This window comes from Frankia sp. EI5c (assembly GCF_001636565.1).
Taxonomy (GTDB): domain Bacteria; phylum Actinomycetota; class Actinomycetes; order Frankiales; family Frankiaceae; genus Parafrankia.
The window spans coordinates 40,773-62,001 of the sequence record NZ_LRTK01000051.1 but is presented as its reverse complement, the minus strand read 5'-3'; the positions used below and the strand labels follow the sequence as shown (position 1 = coordinate 62,001).

Here is a 21,229-nt window from a genome sequence, read left to right as displayed (position 1 = left end):
CGGTGCGATCGGTGCCATCGGCGGAGCCGGCGATTCGCGGCTCGCGGCCGGCGCCCGCGCGCGCTGGGCGGAGCTGCGGGCCGCCGGCGGGCCACTGGAGCCCGCGGAGCTGGATGACCTGTGGGCGCGGCTCGCGCCGGTCGCCGCGGCCGACATCCTGGGTGAGTGGCGCGGTTTCGCCTTCCCGACCGGGCATCGGCTCGAACAGGTGCTGGCGCGCAGCCACTGGTACGGCAAGCGCTTCACGGCCCTCGACGACGTCCAGCCGCTGCTGTGCCGGGGGGCGGATGGCGAGCTGTTCTCCGACGTGAAATCCGGCCGGGGTGAGGCCAGCCTGTGGAACGTCGAGTTCCGCGGCGAGATCACCGCGACGATGGTCTACGACGGAATGGCGGTTCTCGACCATTTCAAACAGGTCGACGACCGCACTCTGATGGGAATCATGAACGGCAAGCCGGCCGTGGTTCTGGACGGCGGGAAACATTTCTACTTCGGGCTGGAGCGGGCGTGATCGGCGGTGCCCGCCAGCGGGCCCCGGAATGCCCGTTCCCACCACGGCCCGCCAACGCTGAACGGAGAAGATGATGAGCGGCGTCTACGAGACCCGTCGCCCCCTCTACGACGACGAGCACGAGCAGTTCCGGTCGACGGTGCGAGCGTTCGTCGACAAGTACGCGAAACCGAACGCCGAGCGCTGGAGCGCCGAGGGGAAGGTCGACCGGTGGCTGTTCGAGGAGGCTGCGAACGCGGGTGTCCTCGGTTTCGCCATCCCGGAGGAATACGGGGGCGGGGGAAGCCGGGACTTCCGATTCAACGCGATCTTCGCCGAGGAGATCGGCCGTAACCCGGTCTCCGACGGCATGGCCGGGGTCGGGCTCTCCAACGACATCGTCATCCCGTACTTCACCGACCTCGCCAACGACGAGCAGAAGGCGCGCTGGCTGCCCGGGATCGCGGCCGGCGAGCTGGTGGTCGCGGTCGCGATGACCGAGCCGGGCACCGGCAGCGACCTGGCCGGCATCCGCACGAGCGCGGTGCTCGACGGCGACCACTACGTCGTCAACGGCAGCAAGGTCTTCATCTCGAACGGCCAGAACGCCGACCTCGTCGTGACGGCGGTGCGCACNGGTGAGGACCGGCACAAGGGCCTCAGCCTGCTGGTCATCGAGGCCGACTCGCCGGGGTTCGGCCGCGGCCGAAACCTGGAGAAGATCGGCCTGCACGCCCAGGACACCAGCGAGCTGTTCTTCGACGACGTGCGGGTGCCGGTGGCGAACCTGCTCGGCCCGGAGGGCGCCGGCTTCGTCGGGCTGATGCGGAACCTTCCGCAGGAACGCCTCTCGATCGCGGTCGGGGCCGTCGCCGCGGCCGAGGGAACCCTCGAGCGCACGCTGGCCTACGTGACGGAGCGCAAGGCTTTCGGAAAGACGATCGGCTCGTTCCAGAACACCCGGTTCGAGCTGGCGGAAATGGTGACCGCCACCCGGGTCAGCCGGGCCTACCTGGACGGCCTGATCAGTCGTCACACCCAGGGCGAGGTGACCGCGGCCGAAGCCGCGGCCGCCAAGTTCTGGACCACCGAGCAGCTGGTCGACATCGTCGGGCGCTGTCTTCAGCTGCACGGCGGTTACGGCTACATGCTCGAATACCGGATCGCGCACGACTACCTCGACTCGCGTATCACGACCATCTACGGAGGAACGACGGAGATCATGAAGGAGATCGTCGGCCGCGACCTGGGACTCTGACCCCGTCCGATCACTGGTGAGAAAGGTGACCTCGTGCCCGAGGCATTCATTTATGACGCCGTTCGCACACCGCGCGGGAAGAACCGCGGCGGGGCTCTGCACGGCACCAAGCCGGTCGACCTCGTGGTGGGCCTGATTCACGCACTGCGGGAGCGCAACCCCGGTCTGGACCCCGCCCAGATCGACGACATCGTGCTCGGTGTCGTCTCCCCGGTCGGCGAGCAGGGCGGTGACATCGCGCGTACCGCCTCGATGGTCGCCGGGCTTCCCGACACCGTCGCCGGCGTGCAGGTGAACCGTTTCTGCGCCTCCGGCCTGGAGGCGGTCAACCTGGCCGCGCAGAAGGTCGGCTCCGGCTTCGAGAGCCTGGTGCTGGCCGGCGGCGTCGAGTCGATGTCGCGGGTGCCCCTCGGCTCCGACGGCGGGGCCTACGCGCAGGACCCGACGACGGCGTACGACCACTACTTCGTCCCGCAGGGCATCGGCGCCGACCTCATCGCGACCCTGGAGGGGTTCACCCGCGAGGATGTCGACGCCTTCGCCGCCCGTTCCCAGGAACGCGCGGAGACAGCCTGGCNGGAAGGCCGGTTCGCCCGGTCGATCGTGCCGGTCACCGACCTGAACGGCGTGACCGTGCTGGACACCGACGAGCACCGCCGGCCCGGTTCGACGGTCGAATCCCTCGGGAAGCTGCCGGCGGCGTTCGCCGTCGCCGGCGACCAGTTCGGCTTCGACGCGGTAGCCCTGCAGAAGTACCACCAGCTGGAGCGGATCGAGCACGTCCACCATGCCGGGAACAGCTCCGGCATCGTCGACGGCGCGTCGCTGGTCGTCATCGGCGACGAGGCCGCGGGCGCCCGGCTGGGTCTCACCCCGCGGGCCCGCGTCGTCGCGACCGCCGTCACCGGCTCGGACCCGACGATCATGCTGACCGGCCCGACCCCGGCGACGGAGAAGGCGCTGGCCAAGGCCGGCCTCGGCATCGACGACATCGACCTGTTCGAGCTCAACGAGGCCTTCGCCGCCGTCGTCCTGAAGTGGCAGCGCGACCTCAAGGTCCCCGCCGAGCAGGTCAACGTCAACGGCGGTGCGATCGCGCTCGGCCACCCGCTCGGTGCCACCGGCGCCATGATCCTCGGCACCGTGCTGGACGAGCTGGAACGCACCGGCGGTCGGCGGGGCCTGGCCACGCTGTGCGTCGGCGCGGGCATGGGGATCGCCACCATCATCGAGCGCGTCTAGGAGGCACGGATGACCAGCTCAGCCATCAGGTACAGCCACGGCGCGGACGGCATCGTGACCCTCACGATGGACGACCCCGACGCGCCGGTGAACACCATGAACGACAACTTCATGCTCGGCCTGCGCGAGGCGGTCGACCGCCTGGAGGCGGACCGCGACAAGGTCGTCGGTGTTCTGCTCACCTCGGCGAAGAAGAGCTTCTTCGCCGGTGGCGACCTCAACCGCCTGCGTGCCGGCAGCGCGGAGCGCGCCGCCGAGGAGACGGCCTACATCAACGCCATGAAGGCGGACATGCGCCGGCTGGAGAAGCTCGGCAAGCCGGTGGTCGCCCTCATCGGCGGCACCGCGCTCGGCGGCGGCCTCGAGGTCGCGCTGTGTGCCCACCACCGGATCGCCGCGGACGTCCCGGGCAGCCAGATCGGCCTGCCCGAGGTCTCCCTCGGCCTGCTGCCCGGCGGGGGCGGCATCAGCCGCACCGTCCGGATGCTCGGGCTACAGAAGGCGCTGCAGGACGTGATTCTGCCGGCCACGAAGTTCAGCCCGCGCGGGGCGCGGAAGGTCGGCCTGGTCGACGAGATCGTCGAGGACCCCGCGCAGCTGGAGAAGCGGGCCCGGGTCTGGATCGCCGCGAACCTCTCCCCGGTCAAGCCGTGGGACGTGAAGGGCTTCCGGCTGCCCGGTGGCGACGTCCACAGCCCGCAGGTCGCCACGACGCTGCAGGCCCTCGCCCCGCTGCTGCGCAAGCAGGCCAGGGGCGCGCCGGCACCGGCTCCGCGGGCGGCGCTCGCGGCCGCCGTCGAGGGGGCGTACGTCGACTTCGACACCGCCTCGCTCATCGAGACGCGCTATCTGGTCAGCCTCACCACCGGTCAGATCGCCAAAAACATGATCAAGGCGTTCTTCTTCGACCTGCAGCACATCAACTCCGGTGGCAGCCGGCCCGCCGGCCAGCCGAAGTACACCGCGAAGAAGGTCGGCGTCGTCGGCGCCGGCATGATGGGCGCCGGGATCGCCTACGTCAGCGCGAAGGCGGGCATCGACGTAGTGCTGAAGGACGTCTCGCTGGAGGGCGCCGAGAAGGGCAAGGACTACGCGCGCCGGCTTGAGGCGAAGGCGGTCGCGGCGGGTCGGACCAGCCAGGAGAAGTCCGACGCGCTGCTGGGCCGCATCGTCACGACCGCCGACCCGGCCGCCTTCGCGGGCGTCGACTTCGTCATCGAGGCGGTCTTCGAGTCGATGCCGCTCAAGCAGGAGGTCTTCCGGGAGATCCAGGAGATCGTGCTGCCCGACGCCGTCCTCGGCTCGAACACCTCCACGCTGCCGATCTCCGTCATGGCCGGCGGGGTGAAGCGGGAGAGCTCCTTCATCGGCATCCACTTCTTCAGCCCGGTCGACAAGATGCCGCTGGTGGAGATCGTCCGTGGTGAGCAGACCAGCGACGAGACGCTCGCCAGGGTCTTCGACTACGTGCGGCAGATCCGCAAGACGCCGATAGTCGTCAACGACTCACGGGGCTTCTTCACCTCCCGGGTGATCGGGAAGTTCATCGCCGAGGCGGTGGCCGCCGTCGGCGAGGGGGTGGAGCCCGCGACCGTCGAGCAGGCCGCCCTCCAGGCCGGCTACCCGGTGGGCGCCCTGCAGCTGCTCGACGAGCTGACCCTCACGCTGACGCAGAAGATCCGCATCGAGACGCAGGAGGCGGAGGAGGCCGCCGGCCGCCCCTGGGTCACCCACCCGTCCGAGCCGGTCGTCGACTGGATGATCGAGAACGGGCGGGTCGGCCGGCGCGCGGGCACCGGCTGGTACGACTACGACGAGAACGGCCGGCGGCTGGCGATCTGGCCCGACGTGCGCAAGCAGTTCGGATCCGGCCGGACGGTCGTGCCGCTCCAGGACCTGCAGGAGCGCATGCTCTTCGCCGAGGCGCTCGACACGATCGACTGCCTCGACAACGGCGTGCTCACCAGCGTCGCGGACGCCAACATCGGGTCGCTCTACGGCATCGGATTCCCGGCGTGGACCGGCGGTGTGCTGCAGTACGTCAACCAGTACTCCGGTGGGCTGAAGGGCTTCGCCGACCGGGCACGCGAGCTGGCCGCGGCCTACGGGGAGCGCTTCGCCCCGCCGAAGTCGCTGCTGGAGCGCGCCGAGCGCGGCGAGGTCTACGAGTGACCGCCGTGACCACCGCGGCGGGCGCCGTTCTGCGCACGCCCTTCACCGAGCTGCTCGGCATCGAGCATCCCGTGGTGCAGGGCGGGATGATGTGGGTCGGCCGGGCGGAGCTCGCCGCGGCCGTCTCCGAGGCCGGTGGCCTCGGTCTGGTCACGGCCCTCACCCAGCCGACACCCGCCGCCCTCGTCGTCGAGATCGAGCGGGTCCGCAAGCTCACCGACAAGCCGTTCGGCGTCAACCTGACGATCCTGCCGTCGATCAACCCGCCGCCGTACGACGAGTACCGGCGCGCGATCGTCGACGCCGGTGTCACGATCGTCGAGACCGCGGGGTCCAGTCCCGAGCCCTTCATGGACTTCTTCCGTGAGCACGGCGTCCGCGTGATCCACAAGTGCACCAGCGTGCGGCACGCGCTGAAGGCCGAGCGGGTCGGCGTGGCCGCGGTGTCGATCGACGGGTTCGAGTGCGCCGGCCACCCGGGCGAGGACGACATCCNCGGGCTGATCCTGGTGCCGGCGGCCGCCGACGCGCTGAGCATCCCGTTCATCGCCTCGGGCGGCTTCGCCGACGGGCGCGGGCTGGCGGCCGCGCTCGTGCTCGGTGCCGACGGCATCAACATGGGCACCCGGTTCATGTGCAGTGTGGAGTCGCCCATCGCCGCGGAGGTCAAGCGGCGCATCGTCGAGGCGACCGAGCTCGACACCAGGATGATCTTCCGGCAGCTGCGCAACACCGCCCGCGTCGCGCGGAACTCGGTGAGCGACGAGGTCGTGCAGATTCTCGACGGTGGGGGGAACTTCGACGACATCCGGGAGCTCGTCGCGGGTTCGCGCGGGCGCCGGGTGTTCGAGGAGGGGGACCTGGAGGCCGGCATCTGGACCGCCGGACTGGTGCAGGGCCTCATCCGGGACATACCGCCCGCGGGGGAAATCGTCACCCGGGTGGTCCGGGAGGCCCGCGCCGTGCTCGACGCGACTCGGGCGAAGTTCAGCGCCTGAGACGGTCACGATGGCGTCCGGTTCGCGACGGGGGTTCTGTACCAACCGCGTCCGGCTCTCCGCGCGCGGCCGGCACGCAGNCGCCAGCCCGGCCAGCACGGCCAGCACAGAAAGGATGTCGCCGATGCGCGCCGCGGTGCTCCGCGAAGCGGGCCGCCTCGTGGTCGAGGAGATCGACGTACCCGTACCCGGGCCTGGTGAGGTCCGGGTGCGGTTACGGGCCACCGGTGTCTGTCACACCGACCGCACCGTCGTCGAGGGCGGAATGCCCGTCCCGCTGCCCGTGGTGCTCGGCCACGAGGGCGCCGGGGTCGTCGACGCGGTCGGCGCGGGAGTCACCGACCTCGCCACCGGGGAGCACGTCGTCCTGACGATCACACCGGGCTGCGGGATGTGCCGGCAGTGTCAGCTCGGTGCCTTCGCACTGTGCGAGGTCGCCGCGCCGCACCTGCTCGACGGCCGGCTGCCGAGCGGTCAGCGGCGGCTCACCAGGGGTGCCGAGCAGCTCAACCACTTCGCCATGCAGTCGTCGTTCGCCGAGTACGCGGTCGTCGACCGGCGCGCCGCGGTGCGGGTTCCCGCGGACGTGCCGCTGGAGGTCGCGTGTCTCACCGCCTGCGGCGTGTCCACCGGCTTCGGCGCGGTGGTCATCCGGGCCGGTGTGGAGGTCGGNGAGACGGTCCTGGTCATCGGGGCCGGCGGAGTGGGCCTGGCGGCCGTGCTCGGGGCGGTCACGGTCGGCGCGGGCCAGGTGATCGTGGCAGACCGCAGCGTGGCGGCCTGCCGGCTCGCGGTCGACCTCGGCGCGACGGACGCGATCGTGGTGGACGATGACACGGACCTCACCGCCCGGGTGCGTGCGTTGACGGGCGGCGGCGTCGACGCCGCGATCGACGCCGTCGGCACGCCGAGCACCGTCGCGGCGGCGTTCACCGCGTTGCGCAAGGGCGGGCGCGCGGTGGTCGTCGGGGTCGCCGATCCGCGGGCGCAGGTCACGATCCCGCTTTATCACCTGATCGACCAGCGGGTCCTGACCGGCAGCACGAACGGCAGCATCCGCCCGCACATCGACATCCCGCGGATCCTCGGCCTTTACCGCGCCGGTCGCCTCCCGCTCGACCGGCTCATCACCCGGCGCTATCCGCTGGCGGACATCGGGCAGGCGATGGCCGAACTCGGCGTGCGGCCCGGGCGGGCGGTCATCACCTTCTGAGAAGGATCCCGCCCGGTCCGGACGCGACGCGGTCAGTCGCGGGTGAGGTGGAAGAAGAAATCGATGGGGCGGCCCTTGGAATCCATCACGCCGAGCACCACGTTCTCGGAGACCTTGCGGAAGATGTCGATCGTCGGCTGTTCGTCGTAGAGCATCGCGGCCGAGACCTTGCCCCGGAAGTGCAGTTCACGCAGGCGGGCCATGCCCATCCCGGAGAACGAGTACAGGGTGCCGTCGGTCCGGCGGCACAGCAGGGGCTCGGCGTTCTCCGAGTCGGTGAAGTGCTTTCCGTACCACTTCATCNGGGTGAGCAGTGCGCCCATCTCCCGGTCCTCGGTGAACAGGCCGCCGCGCCATCTGCCGTACATGAAGGTGGTGGGTACCGGGTCCAGTTCGTCGAAGANGGGCAGCAGTGTCTGTGCCGACTCGTCCGCTCCCGTCCTGATGATCTCTAAGACGGCCGCCGCGCTGTTTGTCAGCTTCATCTCGCACTCCCGGCACGATGCCTGTGATGGTCGGCGCTCTCGCGGCCAGTAGGGCCGCGAAAGCGGTACCCAATACCGCTTCCCGCGCCGACCCAATTCCCTGTATCATACCGGATACCAAATATATTTGATGCGCGACTATGGGGGTTCGATGACCACCACAGCCGATCAGCCAGACCTCCTGGTGACGCGCGATCCGGTCACCGGGGTGGATACCGAGGTCTACCCGGTGGCGGACGAGACCGCGGTGCGCGCGGCCGTCGAGGCCGCCCGTGCCGCCGGCGAGTGGTGGCGCTCCATCGGCTGGAAGCGGCGCCGCGGGCAGCTGTCGGCGCTGCGGCTGACCATGGCTCGGGAGATCGAGACGCTGGCCGGGATCATCCGCGCCGAGACGGGGAAGCCCTACGACGACGCGGTACTCGAGGTCATGCTCGCCGTCGAGCACCTGGCCTGGGCCGCCCGCAACGCCCACCGCGTCCTGCGCCCGCGCCGGGTGCGCCCGGGTGCGCTCGCCATCAACCAGAAGGCCGTCGTCGAACACGTCCTGCTCGGCGTGGTCGGAGTGATCGGCCCGTGGAACTACCCGCTGTACACGCCGATGGGCTCGATCTCCTACGCGCTGGCGGCGGGCAACGCGGTGGTCTTCAAGCCCAGCGAGCACACCCCGGGCGTCGGGCGCTGGCTCGCCGACACCTGGGCCAGGCTGCTGCCCGCCCAGCCCGCGTCCGCCGTGCTGCAGGTCGTCACCGGGCACGGCGCGACCGGCGCCGCGCTGTGCGAGGCCGGTGCCGACAAGATCGCCTTCACTGGTTCGACCGCCACGGGCAGGCGCGTCATGGCCACCTGCGCCCGCACCCTGACCCCGGTGGTGATCGAGGCCGGTGGCAAGGACGCGCTGATCGTCGCCGCGGACGCCGACCTCGAGGCCGCGGCGACGGCAGCGGTCTTCGGCGGGATGGGCAACGCGGGCCAGACCTGCGCCGGTGTCGAGCGGGTCCTCGTCGTCGACGCCGTGTACGACGACTTCGTCTCCCGGGTCACCACCCTCGCCTCCCGGGTGCGCCCCGGCGGCGGTGAGGGCGCCCACTACGGGCCGATCACCATGCCCGGCCAGGTGGAGGTCATCCGCTCGCACATCGAGGACGCGCTGGGGCGCGGGGCGCGGGCGCTCGTCGGCGGGCCGGATTCGGTGCGCCCGCCCTTCGTGGCCCCGGTGGTGCTGGTCGACGTGCCGGCCGACAGCCTGGCCGTGCGGGAGGAGACGTTCGGGCCGACACTGGTCATCGACCGGGTCGCGGACCTCGACGAGGCGGTCCGCCGGGCGAACGACTCCACCTTCGGCCTCGCCGCCTCGGTGTTCACCCGCGACCGGGCCCGCGGGCTGGACGTGGCCCGCCGACTGCNCACCGGGGCCGCCTCCGTCAACAGTGTGCTGGGGTTCGCCTCGATCCCCGCGCTGCCCTTCGGTGGCGTCGGGGACTCCGGGTTCGGCCGCATCCACGGCGCCGACGGCCTGCGGGAGTTCAGCCGGCCGAAGTCGATCACGAGCACCCGCTTCGCCAGCCCGGTGGATCTCATGACGCTGGAGCGCTCGCCCAAGGCCGTTTCGAGTGCCCTGCGGCTGTTCCGGCTACGGCACGGGCTGCGGTGAACGGGCGTCGCGGCCGGTCACCACATCCCGAGCCCGGCGAGGTGGGCGATGAGCCGGTCGGCGCCGTCGGTGAAGTGGCGGACCGTCGCGGCGCGGGCCTCGGCGGCGTCGCCGTTCTCCAGAGCGGTGAGCAGCGCGTCGTGGCGAGCGAGCATCTCCGAGCGCCAGGCCTGGTCGGCGGAGTAGAAGCGCGCCGGTGTGTAGCGGTTGGCGGTGTGCAGGAACCAGGACAGCTTGCGGGCCTGGGCGAGCCGGTTGATGAGCCGGTGGAACTCGAACTCGAGCTGCTCGATTCTGTCGGGCGACTCGGTCCGCACCGCGTCGCGCAGGGCTGCCTGGATCTCCCGCAGCTCGGTGAGGTGCGCAGGCTCGATCACGGCGGCCGCGCGCGCGGNGAGCTCGCCGGCGATGTCACCCTGCAGGGAGAACAGATCGCGGATGTCCTGCTGGGAGAGCGGGGCGACGACGTAGCCGCGGCGGGGCTCAAGCTCGACCATGTCCTCGCTGCGCAGGCGGACCAGGGCCTCCCGCACCGGCGTGACGCTCACGCCGAGCTCGCGGGCGACCTCGTCGAGCCGGATGTACTCGCCCGGCCAGATGTGGCCCGACATGATGAGGTCGCGCAGATGTGCGGCGACCTCGTCGGCGAGCTGGGGCGCTCGTGGCAGAGGTGCGCCGCGGGCCCGTCGCGCTCCGGCTGGCCTGGTCATGCGCTGCCCTTCCTGGTCGCCCGCTGGTGCAAGTATGAACGTCCGGTCGAGTCAGCCGATGATCAGGGTGGCGGCCGTGATCAGTTTCACCTATTAAATATATCTATCAAATATGCGGGTTTGGAGTGGGCTCTCCGCGCATCGCCGCGTACGACTTCAGGTGAGTCGCGCCGGATTTCATGCCTGACTTCATGCCTGATTATCGGTGTGACTCCAGGCCCCGCTCCGCGTCTCGACCCGCGTCCGCGCTCGCGGCTCGCCCCGGGCCACCCCCGAACCGAGAACCGATCCGACGAGCCGGTGGAATCGCCGCGCGACGGTGGGCTGAACGACGGTGGGCTGAGCGACGGTGGGCTGAACGGCGGTGTGAGGTGGGCTCAATGTTGACCGACCGCGACAGATGGACGCGCCGGATCCTCGAGCTGGACCCGGTGGCGGATCACCACGAGATCTATCGGATCTCCGCGGGCTACGAGTTTCCGTGGGACTATCGCCGGGCGCTCGAGTTCGCGTTGTTCCGGACCTACTGCGTCCCGACGATCTCGGCGCTGCTGGCGGCGACCGGGGAGTTCCGGGACCGGCCGCAGAAGCGTTATGACGACACCGCTCTGCTGATGGGTGAGCTCACCGCCGTCGGCTATGATTCCGCCCGCGGTCGGGACGCGCTGCGGGTGATCAACCAGATGCACGGCCGCTACGCCATCGACAACGACGACATGCGCTACGTGCTCTGCACCTTCATCTACGACCCGATCGACTGGATCAACGCCCACGGCTGGCGCCGGCTGACCGATCACGAGGCCATCGCCGCGTTCCACTTCTACCGCGAGGTCGGAATCCGGATGGGAATCCGTGACATTCCCACCGACTTCGACGAGCTCCGGGCCTTCAAGCGCGAGTACGAAAAAACGAACTTCAGGTTCGCCGAGAGCAACCGCCGGATCGGTACCTACACCATGGAGATGCTCGCGGGCTGGTTTCCCGCTCCACTGCGTCCACTGGTGCGGGCCGGCGTGCGGTCGATGCTCGACGAGACCATGCTGAACGCCTTCGGGTTCAGGCCGGCGCCGGCCTGGATGAGCCGTGCCGCCACCGGTTCGCTGCGGGCCCGCTCGGCGGTGGTCCGCCGCCTTCCGGCCCGGCGGCGCATCAAATTCGCCTGGGATCCCCGCACCCGCACATACCCCGGCTATCCCGAGGGATACCAGCCGCGGGATCTCGGCGCCCCACCGCCGCCGGACACCCTCGACGAGAAATGGAAGAAGCGCACACATGCAGCGCATCACGATCCAGGCAGAACGCCGTCGGATCCGGATCGCTGAGCCCTGAATCCTCCGGTCGATCTTAGGTTGGGATCGTGCCTGGTCCGAATGCTGTTTCCATCGAGTTGACCGCCGCCGAGCGCGATGTGCTGCGGGGATGGGCGCGGGAAGGAGCGCGGGAAGGGGCGTCCTCGCAGTCGTTGGCAATGCGGTCGAGGATCGTGCTGGCGTGCGCCGAGGGGGCCACCAACGCGCAGGTCGCCGCTGACCTGGGTGTCAGTCGGGGCATGGTCGCGAAATGGCGCAACCGCTTCGCGGCGGATCGGCTCGACGGGCTGTCGGACGAGCCGCGGCCGGGCCGGCCGCGGCTCGTCACCGACGCGCAGGTCGAGGAGCTGATCGCGAGGACGCTGGAAGGCGATCCGCCGGACGGAGCCACCCACTGGACCACCCGGTCGATGGCGAAGGCCAGCGGGCTGTCGCAGTCGACGGTGTCGCGGATGTGGCGCGCCTTCGGGCTGAAGCCCCACCTGGCCGAGACGGGGCAGCCGTGGGCCGACCCGCTGTCCGTGGGCAGGGTCCGGGACGTGGTCGGGGTCCATCTCGACCCGCCGGAGATGGCGATCGTGCTCTGCGTCGACGAAAACCCGCAGGTGGCAGCATTGGAGGGGCGCGCACCCACGCTGCCGGACATCCCGGAGCGGACGCCCCTCGACCAGGTCCGCCAAGACCCGGTCGGCCTGTTCGCTGCCCTCGGCCCGCCGTCCGGACCGGTGATCGGGCGGACCGCGAGGCTGCGCCGCGACCAGGAGTTCGTACGTTTCCTGAGGCTGGTCGACTCCTCGGTTCCGACCGGGTCCGACCTGCACCTGGTCCTGGACAACCAGGCCGTCGGCCGGGTCCGGGCGGTGCGCGACTGGTTGCTGCGCCACCCCCGCTTCCGCCCGCACTTCACACCGACCCCCGTTCTGTGGATGAACCTGGTCGAACACTGGCTCGCCGAGCTGACGGCCCGCAGACCGCCCCGCTGGGCGGATCGGTCCGTCGTCGACCTCGAATCCGACATCCGGGCCTGGGTGATTGCCTGGAACAAGGACCCGAAAGCGTTCGTCTGGACGAGGAGTACCGCCGGGATACATGAAAGTCCTGCCGATTACCGCCAGCAAATCAACGACTCAGAACAGTAGGTAATCGACCGTACTCGGCAGACCCCCGGCGGCTATCGACGAAGGTGAACGCGCGCCATGCATAAGGCTTGCGGAACACCGGGAAGGTCGCTACCTTCAGGGTTGTCTCCACGTCGTCGGTCGAGTGTCCCCTCCTCCTCTTTCGGCGTGCTGCGTCGGCGCTCCGTGGCAGGACGCCTTCAGAGCCGTTGCGCTCGGGAAGCAGGTAAGAAAATGAGCAGTCTCAGCAGGAGAGGCGTCCTGTCCTTAGGCGCCGCGCTCGGTGTGGTCGGAGCGACGGAAGTGGTTCCGGGCTGGAGCTGGTCAGCGGCCGGGTCCGTTGCCGCCGCCGGCACGGGCGTCAATCCCCAGTGGGTGTGGGACGACGTCATCGACAAGGCGATGGTCAACGTCTTCAACAACAACCAGGTGGCCGCGGTCAACACGGCCATCCGCCCCTGGGTCAACAACAACCACCCGCTGCCGACCGGCCTTCCGGCCGATCTCACGGCGTTCCTCCAGCAGTCCACCAAGCTACCGGCGTGGGCTGACCGCACCAAGCTGCGCCTCGCGGCCGACTTCAACCGGCGCAAGGACACCTATCTGTTCATGATTTATGGACTCGGTGCCGGCATCATGAGCACGGTCATCCCGCGCGAGGCCAAGTCGGTGTACTGGTCCAAGGGCGGCGCCGACATGAAAGACCGCGCGGCCAAGACCTTCACCTTCGGGTATGACCTGCACGATCTGAACGCCTTCGAGCCGAGCGGGCAGTTCATCGTCACCGCGAACAAGACGCGCATGGTGCNTGCCGCCGTCCGTCATCTCCTGCCGCAGTCGCCGCAGTGGAAGGCGGTTGCGGACGAGACGATTCCGATCAGCAACGGCGACATTCTCGTCACCTTCCACAGCTTGGGCACGTTCGCGCACACCAAGCTGAAGGAGTGGAAGATCAAGATGACGCCCGCCGAGGAGGAGGCATTCCTCCACCACTGGCAGGTCGCCATCTCGCTGCTGGGCGTGAAGGACGAGTACATCCCCAAGACGTGGGCCGACGCGCACGCCCAGTCGGCACAGGTGCTCACGCCGATCCTCGCGTCCACCTACGAGGGCAAGCAGCTCGCCGAGGTCCTGCTCGGGCTCACCGCCGAGCTCGACCTGGGTGTCACCCGCGGCTTCCTCAACGAGTTCGTCCGCTACGTCCTCGGCGACGCGGTCGCCAACCTGGCGGGGCTGCCGCGTGACTACGTCTCGGCCGCGGTGGTAGCGGTCGGCTGGCCGGCGTATATCGCGTTCCGGGAGGGTCTGCTCCCGTTCATGCCGGTCAATTTCTACGTCTTCGACCAGCTTGTGCGCGCCCTCGCCATGATGTTCCTCAACGAGGGCAACTCGCCGACGACCACCCCGATCGCGATCCCCGACATCAACCGTCCCTCCTGAGGTCGGTAGCCCAGCACACGGCAGCTGCCCGGCGGCACCGGGCGGGGGATCGCCGCACGACACCGTCGACGACTCGGCCACAGCGCCGCACCCGGCACGGGAGCGCGCACCGGGTCGTCGCGGTCGTCGCGAGGCTCTCCTGGAACCTGCCCGCCCCTGAGACGACACATACCGCCGGTGCCGTTCCGCTCGGCGGGCTCCTGCCGATCACGGGTGGATCCTCCCCTGATCCACCCGTGATCCACAACCGCCGGGCAGCCTTCGCCGTGTGCGTGGCACCCGAGCTCATCGACCCGCGTGGTGACACCCCCGGCGACACCGCCGAGGACTCCCGATTCTCGGCGGACCTACGGAAGAGAACGCCTGGCCGGCGGGCGACCCGGTATCGGGCCGAGCATATGCGGCGCCTTGTTGTGATACAAGGAAACGTGGTATGTATCATGGAATCTTCAAAGCACGCCGACGCGGTTAGGGGAGGTTCCGAGAAATGGCGGAGCTGAGTAGGCGCAGGATACTGATCTCGGGTGGGGCCGCGAGTGCCCTCGGGGTTTTCGGCCTGTCCACGCCGGCGCGCGCCGCGGCCGACTGGACGTGGGCGGCCGCTGGCTCGGTGGCGGGCGCGGGTGCCGGTGCCGGTGCCGGTGCGGGCGTCGGTGCCGACCCGCGGTGGGTGTGGGACGAGGAGGCCGATCCGCTGGTCGCCTCCCTGTACGAGCGGGGTCTGGTGCCCGAGGTCAACCGGCTGTTATGGGACTGGAACCGCAACGACCAGCCGCTGCCGGCCGGACTGCCGGCGGACCTGCGGGACTTCATCGAGCACGCCCGCCAGCTGCCCTCCTGGGCGGACCGGGCAAAGCTGGAGGCCGCCGCCCAGTTCAACAAGTCGCGCGGGCTGTATCTCAATCTGCTCAACGGGGTGGGCGGCGGCATGCTGAGCACCGCCATTCCCAAGGAGGCGCGCTCGGTCTACTACTCGGCGGGCGGGGCCGACATGGAGGACCGCGTCGCCAAGACCAGCATCCTGGGTTTCGCCGTCGGTGCGCTGGACGCCTACCGGCCGGGCGGTACCTGCCAGGTCAACTCGGTGAAGACCCGGCTGGTGCACGCGGCGGTGCGGCACCTGCTGCCGCAGTCGCCCCACTGGGGCGGCGAGATCCCGATCAGTCAGGAGGACCTGCTGGTCACCTGGCACACCCTCCCGACCTACGCGATGCGCAAGATGCTGGAGTGGAAGGTCCCGATCAGCGCGGCCGACTCCGCTGCCTACCTGCACGTCTGGCAGGTGACGGCGCACATGCTCGGCGTCCGGGACGAGTACATCCCCGCCACCTGGGCGGCGGCCAACGCCCAGTCGGACGAGGTCCTGCCGCGGAACATGGGGCCGACCCCCGAAGGTGTGGAGCTGACCGACATCCTGCTCGGCCAGCTCGCCGAGCAGACGAGCCCGGGCAGCATCAGCCGGCCGCTGGTCAACGCGCTGGCCCGGTTCCTGGTCGACGAACANGTGGCCGACTGGGACCAGATCCCCCGTGAGCCGTTCTGGGAGAACACGATCAGGACCGTGTGGCCGGTGCTGGTGAAGGTCCGGGAGGGGCTCATCCCGCTGCCGCTGGTTCCCTCGATCGCGTGGACCGTCGACGAGGCGCTGCGGAAGTACATCCTGTTCTTCCTCACGAAGGGGAAGGAAACGAAAATCAACCTCCCCACCGGCAACCGTCCGAACTGAGCCTCCGGAATGCACGAGCGCATCGGCCGGCGGCGGTTCCTCGGATACGTTCTCGCGGGGCCGACCCTGGTGACCGCGGCGGAGATCGGCCTGGCATCGGCGGCCGCGTCGGCGCCTGAGGCCGGTGTCCAGCTGCCGTCGCAGGACATCACGGACGTGGTCGACCTCAACGACATGATGACCCTGGCGGCGCTGCCGACCTCGGCCCTGATCTCGGTCGAGGTCGGCCCGGACGGCCTGGTGTCGTTCGCGTTGCCCAGAGCCGAGGTGGGCCAGGGCATCACCACCTCGACGGCCATGCTGATCGCCGAAGAACTCTCGGTGCCGCTGAGCCGGGTGCGGGTCACGCTGGCCGACGCCCGTCCGGAACTGCTGTTCAACCAGCTCACCGGCGGGTCGAACACCACCTTCGCGACCTACACCCCGATCAGGGTCGCGGCCGCGATCGCCCGGCGCCGGCTGCTGGACGCCGCGGCGACCGAGCTCGGCTCCGCCGTCACCGACCTGTCGTTGCGCGACGGAGCCGTCGTCAGCCGCTCCGGCCGGAGCATCGACATCGGCGCCCTCGCGGAGAAGGCCGCCAGCCTGCGTAACCAGCAGGTGTCCGTCGAGCTCACCGCCCGCGAGAACTTCACCGTGATCGGCAGGCCGCACAGCCGGGTCGACGCGCTGGACGCGGTGACCGGGCGCAAGAAGTTCGCGATGGACCTCGACGTGCCGAACGCGAAGCCGACCATGGTGTGCCGCCCGCCGACCATCAACGGAAAGGTCGGCTCGGTGGCCAATCTGGCCGAGGTGCGCGCGATGCCGGGGGTCACCGACGTCGTGGAGATCTCCACCGGGGTGGCGGTGCGCGCGGAGACCTTCGGCCAGTGCATCGATGCCGTCCGGGCTCTGCGGGTCACCTGGAAGGCCGGCACCGCGGCGGGCAAGTCCGACGAGACCGTGCGGCGCGAACTCGAACGCGCGGAACTGCCACTCGGGCTCCCGCCGCTGACCCCGGCCGTGGAAGGGAAGTTCACCTTCTACTTCCGCAGCAACAGCGCGTTGGAACCCAACTGCGCGGTCGCCGACGTCCGGGCCGACCGGGCCGAGATCTGGGCGGCGCTGAAGTCACCGATCGTCGCCCAGAAGACCATTGCCGCGAAGCTCGGGCTCTCGCCGGCGAAAGTCGCGGTGCATGTGGTCGAGGGCGGTGGTTCCTTCGGGCGAAAGCTCTTCTTCGACGCCGCGCTGGAAGCCGCGGAGGTGTCGAAGAAGGTCGGCAAGCCGGTGAAGCTCATGTGGCACCGTGCCGACGACTCCCGGCAGGGCCGCACCCACCCGATGGCCACCTCCCGGGTGCGCGCCTCGTACCTCGGCGGCACCGTGCTCGGCTACCACCAGCGGCACACCAGCGTGGCCACCGATCTGGGCCACGGGCTCGGCGAGATCATCACCGCCACGGCCGCCCAGCTGCCGGTGGGCGACATCGGCTTCTCCGAGATCTTCTTCCAGCTCAGCCAGACGATGCCCTACGACTTCGGCGTCCACAGCCGGCTGCTCGCCGAAACCGACAAGGGCTTCAACACCGGCAGCATGCGCAACGTCTACTCGCCCGACATGACCTGTGCCCGGGAGCTGATCGTCGACCAGCTCGCCGCGCGGATGCGCAAGGACCCGTATCGGTTCCGGCGCGACTTCCTGCGCGACGACCGCTCCAGGGCGGTCCTGGACAAGGTCGCGGAGGTGGGCGGCTGGGGTCGGGCGATGCCGGCCGGCACCGCCCANGGCATCGCCTTCCACTCCGAGTACAAGTCCGTCAGCGCCGTGCTGGTGGAGATCGACTGCCGGCCGGAGACCGTGAACCGGCCGATCCGCGACGGGGTGGCCGGGCCGCGGGTGACCAAGGCCGTCTTCGCCGTGGATGTCGGCCTTGCAGTCAACCCGCGCGGTCTGGAAGCGCAGATGATGGGCGGTGTCTCCGACGGCATCGCACTGGCGCTGACGTCCAGCCTGCATCTTCGCGACGGGTACTTCCTGGAGGCGAGCTGGGACAACTACTTCTACACGCGGCAGTGGAACACCCCGCCGGATCTGAAGATCATCATCATGCCCAGTACCTCCGAGAAGCCGGGCGGGGCGGGGGAGCTGGGCGTCGCGGGAGCCATGGCCGCGGTGGCCTGCGCGTACGGCCGCGCGACCGGAACCATGCCCACCAGCTTCCCGATCAACCACGGCACGCTCTCCTTCGAGCCCAAGCCGACCGTCCCGCCCGTACCCCCCTCGCCGACCGACGGCCTGAACTACGCCAGCTGACAAAGGGAGATCTTCGTGCCCGAGCACACGTTCCGCGTCAACGGCGAGCAGGTCACCGTCGACGTTCCCGACGACGTGCGGCTGCTGTGGGTGCTGCGCGACGTCCTGGGCATCACCGGCCCCAAGTACGGCTGCGGCATCAACGTCTGCAAGGCATGCACCAGCCACCTCAACGGAAAGGCGGTCAACCCCTGCGCGATCCCGGTCGGGGATCTCCAGCCGGCTGACGAGGTGACCACCATCGAGGGGCTGCCGGCCACGGTCGGCAGGGAGCTGCACCCCATGCAGCAGGCGTGGCTCGACCACGATGTCGCCCAGTGCGGCTACTGCCAGCCGGGCCAGATCATGGCGGCGGTCGCCCTGGTCCGCCGGGTCGCCGCCGAAGGGCGCGCGATCACCGACGCCGACCTGGACAGCCTGCGCAACATCTGCCGCTGCGGCACCTACTTCCGCATCCGGGAGGCGGTCAGGACCGGCGCGGCGCACATGTGAGGCGGGCCCGGCCCTCAGCCCTCGGTACCCGCTGGTTCCGGCACGGGAACGAACGGTTCCAGCATGGGCACGAGGAACCGCCGGGCCACGGCGGTCAGCTGCTCGTCGTCGTCGACGTCGACGATGTGGCTGGGGATCATCAGGAAGGAGGCGGACACCCGGACCATCAGTTCGGCCGCGAGGTCGGTGTCGAGGCCACTCGACACCGCACCCGCGCGTTGCTCCCGGCGCAGCTGACCGGCGACGAACTGCCGCACGGTGGCCAGTGTCCGCCCGCCGTCGGTGATCATCGAGGCCACCAGCAGGTCGGGTTCCGTGGCGATCAGAGCGCCGATCAGCGGGTTGCGCCGGATGGCGCGCAACGAGCTCACGAACCCGAGTGCCAGGCGGTCGGCGACGGTCTCGGCCTGGCGGATCTCGATGAGAAACTGATCGAAGTAACGGCGGAACTCGCGCCGCACCACGTGTTCGACGAGCACGTCCTTCGTCGTGAACCGACGGTAGACGGTGATCCGGGAAACCCCGGCCCGCCGGGCGACGTCCTCCACCGTGGAGCGCTGGATACCCATCCGGCTGAACTGCTCGTACGCGGCGTCGAGAATTCGCGCCCGCGTCTCGTCGGTGTCGTCGACCCGTTCGATGGCGTCGGTGTACGCGCGTTCCAGCACCGACTCCGACCCCGGAGTCATGAGGGCGGACAGCGCGGGCTCCATAGCCACCTCCTGCGGCTGATCCTGTCGCACCGCCGGGCGCCGCGACAGGTCGTGCTGAATCTGCACCTAGGATCGCATGATACATAGACACAAGTTCCATATCATTGGGTCATGCGGCCCCGGTAGGTGTCCAGCGGCGCGCGCTCACCGCGAGCCGACGTCGCGGCCGACCCGCCTGAGCAGGGCGGCGAGCGGCGGCAGGCAGACACCGGCGAGGCTGGCGGCCAACAGCCACCCGGCGAGGACATCGGTGGGCCAGTGCACCCCGAGATAGATCCGGCTCATCCCCACGGCCAACGCCCACATGCCGGGGACGGCGACGGCCGCGACCCGGCTGGAGCGCCGCCGCGCCCGGCGGTACAGCGCAGCGGCCAGGCCCGCGGCCACCAGCGCCGAGGTGGTTGTGTGCCCGGACGGGAACGCGAAGCCGGAAGGGTGGGTTATCCAGGCCGCCGTCGGTGGTCGGGCCCTCCCGACCACGGTGGCCAGGGAGGTCCGGAGCAGCTGGCCCGCCAGCAGCGCGGCCATGCCGACGGCGGCACCCAGCCACCACCGCCTCCGCCCCGCCGCGCCCGCGCCGGCGAGTGCGGCAAGCCCGTACGCACAGGCCCCCACCCCGGTATGGGTGACCGCCACGGCGACGTCGGACAGCCCGGTGCTCCGGTGGTCCAGCACCCACCGGTGCCACCCGCTGTCAGGCGCGAACGGCCTTCCGTTCCCGACGACGACCGCGGCCACCAGCGCCGCCAGCAGAACGGCTGCCGCGCCGACGACCAGCCGGCGGAAGTGCCCGCCGCGGGTTCGCGCGCTCAACAGTGCCGTTCCCCAGATCTGTTCTCGCCGTCACCAGCACCTGCCCGTCCACGATAAACCGCACCCGAGGCGAGGCTGCCGCAAGGCCGCGGCCGGTTTCTCAGACCGCCGCCGGTGCCCGCGAGGCGGTTTTCTTCATCCGCTTGCGCATGTCCGCCAGGTAGTAGTTCCTGGGCAGCTGTCGCAACGCGCCCGGCAGCCGCGGGTAGACGATTGCCGCCGCTCGCCGCAGCCGGTTCAACCGCCGCTGCCGCCGCTCGTCCCAGCTGAAACCGAACTGTTCCCGGATGGGCTCCGGAAGCAGCCCGATCGTGACGAAACGGTGCAGGCGCATGAGGGGCCGCACCGCGAGCGGCATCAGTTCNGGCTCGAGCAACTGCCGGGCGAGGAAACGGGCCTCGTCGTTGACCCGCAGACTCTTGATCATGAGGTCCCAGTAGGCGTCGAACTCGGTGCGGTTCGCCGGCCACGCGCCCTCGGGTGTGCCGATCGTGGTGGCGAGCACGCGGTACTGCTGGTAAACCTCGTCGGCCTGGGCCTCCGGTAAGGGGCCGAACAGCGCCCGGTGCAGGCGCATTCCCGTGTGGTAGAGGGTCGCGTTGACCCATACCTGCAGCTCCGGGTCGTTGGCCGAGTAGGTGGGCCCGGTCACCTTCCGGTGCATCGCCGAGACGATCCGGCCGACCCGTTCGGCCTCCTCCCTCGTCCCGAAGACCACCGCGTAGATGTAGGTCATCGTCGTGCGCAGCCGGTCGACAGGGCGGTAGGCGAAGTCGCTGTGCTCGTGCACGCCCAGGCCCACCCCCGGATTGGACACCTGCAGCAGGACGGCGCACCCGCCGCCGGCCAGCAGGGATCCCTCCCGCACCACTCGGCGGATCACGGCCCCGTCGTCGAACAGCCCGTCGCTCATGGTCGAAACTGTAGAACCATCGTTAACTTGTATGCAAGGCCGTCGAGCCGGAAATGCTGGCCTCAGCCGAAAGGCTGACCTCCTTCCGTGGGTCGGTCAAGGGTCACGAGATATGCGAACGCCGGTTAACTTACCGCTGCGGGGGCGAGGAGATCGCCCGCTGGATGGGCGGCGGTGCGGCGGGATG

At 69.9% G+C, this 21,229-nt stretch carries 15 protein-coding genes and 14 pseudogenes; 21 read left to right on the top strand and 8 right to left on the bottom strand.

Annotated features, from left to right (window positions below):
- The first annotated feature begins 16 nt into the window (after nt 1–16).
- The 10 genes and pseudogenes from UG55_RS19275 to UG55_RS39350 form a co-directional block, all read left to right on the top strand.
- A complete protein-coding gene (locus tag UG55_RS19275) occupies nt 17–511 on the top strand; it encodes a DUF4334 domain-containing protein (RefSeq protein WP_066071142.1) in 495 nt (164 codons plus the stop codon).
- Nucleotides 512–584: 73 nt separating this feature from the next.
- Nucleotides 585–1,126 (top strand): annotated as a pseudogene (locus UG55_RS39385) (acyl-CoA dehydrogenase family protein); the annotation flags it as partial.
- Between the two features lies 1 nt (nt 1,127).
- On the top strand, nt 1,128–1,748 hold a 621-nt coding region (locus UG55_RS39380; protein ID WP_255360505.1), incomplete at its 5' end, for an acyl-CoA dehydrogenase family protein.
- Between the two features lie 33 nt (nt 1,749–1,781).
- Nucleotides 1,782–2,325, top strand: a pseudogene (locus tag UG55_RS39375) (acetyl-CoA C-acyltransferase); the annotation flags it as partial.
- A gap of 1 nt (nt 2,326) precedes the next feature.
- The coding region (locus UG55_RS39370; RefSeq protein WP_242424776.1) for an acetyl-CoA C-acyltransferase at nt 2,327–2,990 on the top strand (664 nt) is incomplete at its 5' end.
- Between the two features lie 9 nt (nt 2,991–2,999).
- A complete protein-coding gene (locus UG55_RS19260; protein ID WP_066071077.1) occupies nt 3,000–5,162 on the top strand; it encodes a 3-hydroxyacyl-CoA dehydrogenase NAD-binding domain-containing protein in 2,163 nt (720 codons plus the stop codon).
- A 29-nt stretch (nt 5,163–5,191) separates the two neighbouring features.
- Nucleotides 5,192–5,657, top strand: a pseudogene (locus UG55_RS39365) (NAD(P)H-dependent flavin oxidoreductase); the annotation flags it as partial.
- Between the two features lies 1 nt (nt 5,658).
- Nucleotides 5,659–6,160, top strand: a 502-nt coding sequence (locus tag UG55_RS39360; protein WP_242424775.1) for a nitronate monooxygenase family protein, incomplete at its 5' end; no start/stop codon positions are given.
- A gap of 115 nt (nt 6,161–6,275) precedes the next feature.
- A pseudogene (locus tag UG55_RS39355) lies at nt 6,276–6,832 on the top strand (alcohol dehydrogenase catalytic domain-containing protein); the annotation flags it as partial.
- Nucleotide 6,833: 1 nt separating this feature from the next.
- On the top strand, nt 6,834–7,373 hold a 540-nt coding region (locus UG55_RS39350), incomplete at its 5' end, for a zinc-binding dehydrogenase (protein WP_242424774.1).
- Between the two features lie 32 nt (nt 7,374–7,405).
- Here UG55_RS39350 and UG55_RS39345 read toward each other — a convergent pair.
- Both UG55_RS39345 and UG55_RS39340 read right to left on the bottom strand, forming a co-directional pair.
- Nucleotides 7,406–7,676 (bottom strand): annotated as a pseudogene (locus UG55_RS39345) (DUF4334 domain-containing protein); the annotation flags it as partial.
- A 1-nt stretch (nt 7,677) separates the two neighbouring features.
- Nucleotides 7,678–7,765: pseudogene (locus UG55_RS39340) on the bottom strand (hypothetical protein); the annotation flags it as partial.
- Between the two features lie 244 nt (nt 7,766–8,009).
- Between UG55_RS39340 and UG55_RS19240 the strand changes: the two are divergent.
- Nucleotides 8,010–9,261: pseudogene (locus UG55_RS19240) on the top strand (aldehyde dehydrogenase family protein); the annotation flags it as partial.
- A gap of 1 nt (nt 9,262) precedes the next feature.
- A pseudogene (locus UG55_RS39335) lies at nt 9,263–9,509 on the top strand (aldehyde dehydrogenase); the annotation flags it as partial.
- A gap of 17 nt (nt 9,510–9,526) precedes the next feature.
- On the opposite strand, the pseudogene UG55_RS39330 reads toward UG55_RS39335, so the two are convergent.
- A pseudogene (locus UG55_RS39330) lies at nt 9,527–9,903 on the bottom strand (FCD domain-containing protein); the annotation flags it as partial.
- Between the two features lies 1 nt (nt 9,904).
- Nucleotides 9,905–10,219, bottom strand: a 315-nt coding sequence (locus tag UG55_RS39325; RefSeq protein ID WP_242424773.1) for a GntR family transcriptional regulator, incomplete at its 3' end; no start/stop codon positions are given.
- Nucleotides 10,220–10,599: 380 nt separating this feature from the next.
- Between UG55_RS39325 and UG55_RS19230 the strand changes: the two genes are divergently transcribed.
- From UG55_RS19230 to UG55_RS19205, 9 genes and pseudogenes are all read left to right on the top strand, one after another.
- Nucleotides 10,600–11,541, top strand: coding sequence for an oxygenase MpaB family protein (locus UG55_RS19230; protein ID WP_066071065.1), 942 nt, complete (start codon nt 10,600–10,602; stop codon nt 11,539–11,541).
- Nucleotides 11,542–11,576: 35 nt separating this feature from the next.
- Nucleotides 11,577–12,668 (top strand): IS630 family transposase, encoded by a 1,092-nt coding sequence (locus UG55_RS19225; protein ID WP_066071060.1) that lies wholly within the window; start codon nt 11,577–11,579, stop codon nt 12,666–12,668.
- Between the two features lie 213 nt (nt 12,669–12,881).
- Nucleotides 12,882–13,455: pseudogene (locus UG55_RS46345) on the top strand (DUF2236 domain-containing protein); the annotation flags it as partial.
- A gap of 1 nt (nt 13,456) precedes the next feature.
- The coding region (locus UG55_RS39315) for an oxygenase MpaB family protein (protein ID WP_242424772.1) at nt 13,457–14,087 on the top strand (631 nt) is incomplete at its 5' end.
- A 487-nt stretch (nt 14,088–14,574) separates the two neighbouring features.
- Nucleotides 14,575–15,590, top strand: a pseudogene (locus UG55_RS45545) (oxygenase MpaB family protein); the annotation flags it as partial.
- 1 nt (nt 15,591) lies between these two features.
- Nucleotides 15,592–15,813 (top strand): annotated as a pseudogene (locus tag UG55_RS39305) (DUF2236 domain-containing protein); the annotation flags it as partial.
- Nucleotides 15,814–15,822: 9 nt separating this feature from the next.
- Nucleotides 15,823–17,582: pseudogene (locus UG55_RS46015) on the top strand (molybdopterin cofactor-binding domain-containing protein); the annotation flags it as partial.
- A 1-nt stretch (nt 17,583) separates the two neighbouring features.
- Nucleotides 17,584–18,111: molybdopterin cofactor-binding domain-containing protein (locus UG55_RS39300; protein ID WP_242424771.1), on the top strand; the 528-nt coding region annotated here is incomplete at its 5' end.
- A 15-nt stretch (nt 18,112–18,126) separates the two neighbouring features.
- Entirely contained in the window at nt 18,127–18,603 is a 477-nt protein-coding gene (locus tag UG55_RS19205; protein WP_066071050.1) for a (2Fe-2S)-binding protein, read from the top strand.
- Nucleotides 18,604–18,617: 14 nt separating this feature from the next.
- Here UG55_RS19205 and UG55_RS19200 read toward each other — a convergent pair whose 3' ends face one another.
- From UG55_RS19200 to UG55_RS47645, 4 genes and pseudogenes are all read right to left on the bottom strand, one after another.
- Nucleotides 18,618–19,316 (bottom strand): TetR/AcrR family transcriptional regulator, encoded by a 699-nt coding sequence (locus tag UG55_RS19200; RefSeq protein ID WP_066071047.1) that lies wholly within the window; start codon nt 19,314–19,316, stop codon nt 18,618–18,620.
- Nucleotides 19,317–19,460: 144 nt separating this feature from the next.
- Nucleotides 19,461–20,129 carry a phosphatase PAP2 family protein gene (locus UG55_RS19195; RefSeq protein ID WP_066071045.1) on the bottom strand — a complete coding sequence of 223 codons (669 nt, stop codon included), beginning with the start codon at nt 20,127–20,129 and terminating at the stop codon, nt 19,461–19,463.
- Between the two features lie 100 nt (nt 20,130–20,229).
- Nucleotides 20,230–20,493 (bottom strand): annotated as a pseudogene (locus tag UG55_RS47650) (oxygenase MpaB family protein); the annotation flags it as partial.
- 1 nt (nt 20,494) lies between these two features.
- Nucleotides 20,495–21,042, bottom strand: a 548-nt coding sequence (locus tag UG55_RS47645) for an oxygenase MpaB family protein (protein ID WP_396230955.1), incomplete at its 3' end; no start/stop codon positions are given.
- Nucleotides 21,043–21,229: the final 187 nt, after the last annotated feature.